This is a genomic window from Novosphingobium sp. B-7 (genome assembly GCF_000410615.1).
In the GTDB taxonomy this organism is placed as follows: Bacteria; Pseudomonadota; Alphaproteobacteria; order Sphingomonadales; family Sphingomonadaceae; genus Novosphingobium; species Novosphingobium capsulatum.
Map to the genome: position 1 here is coordinate 4,773 of NZ_KE148457.1, position 3,030 is coordinate 7,802.

The window sequence follows — 3,030 nt, forward strand, 5'->3', positions numbered from 1 at the left end:
GGCGATGGAATGCACCGCCTCATAGCGGATGATCCGCTCCAGTAGATCGGCCGGGCTACTCCAGTCGATGCGCCGCAGCACCAGGAACCCGCGGTTGAACCACGAGCGCAACAGATGCACGAGATCGTCTTCCAGCGGCGCCAGCATCGGGTCTTGCGGCAAGTGGCGCAGCAGATCGGCCCGCATCGCCACCAGCGCCGCCGTGCCGGCCGGCGCCTGGTTCAGCCGGCGCAAGACCTCCTGGCGCGGCGCCTCTGCCGCCCGGGTCACTGCCGACAGGCGCGCCGGGCCGGGATCGGCATCATGCGCATCGAGCGCGGCACGAATGGCCTGCGGATCGGGGGCAAAGCGCGTGGCGAGGGCGCGCAGGAACGCGTGGCGCCCGGCATCGTCGCACGCGGCATAATCAGCCAGGATGCCAGCCGCCAGATGCACACCCGAAGACTGGCTGCGTTCTTCCAGCAGGGCCGCGGCACGATCGATCAGCGGCGCATCGGCCGGCACCGCAGCCACGCTCGGCGCACCCTTGCCAACGACCGGCCGGCGCCAGCGCTGGAACAGACTTTCGAGAATGTCGCGGGCAAGGCGCGATCGGTCGAGCGGCATGGCGCGTGATTCTCCCAAGGCCGATATCAGGCCTTTGGATATACACTACAGCGCTCAATCACACCACCGCATACACGATAAGCGTTTTTTAATATTCCTGCATATGATCAGGTCGCCTCGATGACCATGGCGATACCCTGCCCGCCCCCGATGCACATCGTGACCAGCGCGCGCCGGCCGCCGGTGCGGCGCAATTCATGCGCGGCTTTCACCACCAGGATCGCGCCGGTCGCGCCCACCGGATGACCCAGGGCAATACCGCTGCCGTTGGGATTAACCCGCTCGCTATCGAACCCGAGCGTGCGCGAGACCGCCAGCGCCTGCGCGGCAAAGGCCTCGTTCGCCTCGATCACGTCGATATCGGCCAGGGTCAGCCCGGCGCGGGCCAGGGCAATCGGCACGGCCTTGACCGGGCCCATGCCCATATAGGCCGGCTCCACCCCGGCGTGACCCCAGCTGACGATGCGCGCGATCGGCGCCAGGCCGCGCTGCTGTGCCACGCTGCGCCGCGCCAGAACCATGGCCGCCGCGCCATCGTTGATGCCGCTGGCATTGGCCGCGGTGACGGTACCGTCCTTGCGGAATGCCGGCTTCATGCCCGCCAGCGCCTCGGCCGTGGTTCCGGCGCGCGGGTGCTCGTCGGTATCGAACACCGTGGTGCCCTTGCGCGTGACCAGCTCGATCGGCAGAATCTGCTCGGCAAAGCGCCCTTCGGCAATCGCGCGCAGCGCGCGGGCATGGCCTTGCGCCGCCAGCGCATCCTGATCCGCGCGCGAAATATCGTGGCGCGCGGCAATATTTTCCGCCGTGATCCCCATGTGGCAGCCATCAAGCGGATCGGACAGCGTTTCCACCAGCGCATCGACCAGCGTGGCATCGCCCATCTTGCGGCCCCAACGCTGGCCGTGATCGTGATAGGGCGTGTTCGACATGCTTTCCGCGCCACCGGCCAGGGTGATGTCCGCCTCGCCCAGTTGCATCATCTGCGCGGCCGAGATGATCGCCTGCAGCCCCGATCCGCACAGGCGGTTGACCGTCAAGGCCGGCACTTCCACCGGCACCCCGGCCTTGAGCGCGGCGGCGCGCGCCAGATAGGCGTCCTTGCCGCTTGACGGGATCACCTGCCCCATCACCACGTGCTCCATGTCCTGCGGCGTCAGCCCGGCGCGGCGCACAGCCTCGGCCATCACGCGCGCGCCCAGCTCGGCCGCAGCAAAGCTTTTCAGCGCGCCGCCGAAATCCCCGATAGCGGTGCGCACCGGGCCAAGGATCATGATGTCGTCGGGCTTGTTGGTCATGGTCGTGATGGTCCTTGGAGGTCAGGCCAGCGCGGCGCGCTTGGCAGCAGTGGCGGCCAGCACTGGCGCCGGATCGAAGTAATAGGGAATGATCGCGCAGGCCTTGCCATCGCGAAAACGGAACAGCTCGCACAGCTCGGCCGGCGCCAGGGCGGGATCGGCAAAGCGCAGCGACAGGATCGTCACCGCGTGATTGGCGCCGGCGGTGGTTTCCACCCGGTCCATCGCCACCACATCCATCAATCCCATCACTTTGGTGAACAGGTCCTGCAGGCCCTGCACCCCGCGATAGGTGCCGGCCATGGGCAGGCCATCGGCCTCCACCACCACGAAATCGTCGGTCAGCCGCGCGGCCACGGCATCCCATTGCCCGGTGGCGGTCAGGCCATACAGTTCATCGACAAAGGCGATCATTTCGGCAGGCGTCATGGCCGGCGTTCCTCTTCCCGCTGGGTATTGCGCCATCATCGCCCCGCCCCAGCGCCACGCCACCTAGCGAAAAAGCTAGAGCGCCACAGCGGGCCAAGCGCCTATCAGGCATGGATAGACAAGAACACAATGCTGAAAGACGGATGCCTGATCAGATGACCTCTGCTGCTCACCCCACGGCCGCCCTGCCCGCAACGGTGCGCCACATCGTGTTGCGCCGCCGGCCGGTGGGCGTGCCCACGCCCGATTGCTTTGCCCTGGTGGAAACCCCCATGCCGGTGCTGGACGATGGCCAGATGCTGGTGCGCATGCGCGTCGGCTCGGTCGATCCGGCGATCCGCGGCTTCCTCGATGATCGCCCATCCTACCTGCCGCCGGTGGCCATCGATGCGCCGGTCACCGGTATGTCGCTGGGCGAGGTGGTGGCCAGCCGCCATGGCGATTGGCCGGTGGGCACGCTGGTGCGGGTGCTCGGCACCTGGTCCGATCACTATGTCATCACACCCGATGCACTGGGACTGGAACGCGTTACACCGCAACCGGGCGTGCCGCTGCGTGCCTATATGGGCGCGCTGGGACCGGTGGGGCTGACGGCCTGGGTGGGCCTTGTCGCGGTGGGCCAGGCGCGGCCGGGCGATACCGTGCTGGTCAGCGCCGCAGCCGGCGCCACCGGCAGCACGGTGGTGCAACTGGCGCG

General features: G+C 68.0%; 3 protein-coding genes and 1 pseudogene. 1 reads left to right on the plus strand and 3 read right to left on the minus strand.

The genetic code is table 11. The annotated features are described in order from the left end of the window. From H926_RS33720 to H926_RS0120250, 3 genes are all read right to left on the minus strand, one after another. A partial coding sequence (locus H926_RS33720; protein ID WP_022677900.1) for a malonyl-CoA decarboxylase N-terminal domain-containing protein occupies window positions 1-606 on the minus strand: 606 nt, incomplete at its 3' end. 107 nt (window positions 607-713) lie between these two features. Further along, window positions 714-1,904 carry a beta-ketothiolase BktB gene (bktB, locus tag H926_RS0120245; protein WP_022677901.1) on the minus strand — a complete coding sequence of 397 codons (1,191 nt, stop codon included), beginning with the start codon at window positions 1,902-1,904 and terminating at the stop codon, window positions 714-716. Window positions 1,905-1,925: 21 nt separating this feature from the next. Further along, the gene (locus tag H926_RS0120250) at window positions 1,926-2,333 is read right to left on the minus strand and encodes a nuclear transport factor 2 family protein (RefSeq protein WP_022677902.1); all 408 of its coding nucleotides are present in this window, start codon (window positions 2,331-2,333) and stop codon (window positions 1,926-1,928) included. 155 nt (window positions 2,334-2,488) lie between these two features. Here H926_RS0120250 and H926_RS0120255 point away from each other — a divergent pair. Beyond that, a pseudogene (locus tag H926_RS0120255) lies at window positions 2,489-3,030 on the plus strand (NADP-dependent oxidoreductase); the annotation flags it as partial.

Excerpts from the sequence above, each read along its gene's own strand:
- bktB (WP_022677901.1), bottom strand. The coding sequence starts at position 1,904 with ATGACCAACAAGCCCGACGACATCATGATCCTTGGCCCGGTGCGCACC.
- H926_RS0120250 (WP_022677902.1), bottom strand. The coding sequence starts at position 2,333 with ATGACGCCTGCCGAAATGATCGCCTTTGTCGATGAACTGTATGGCCTG.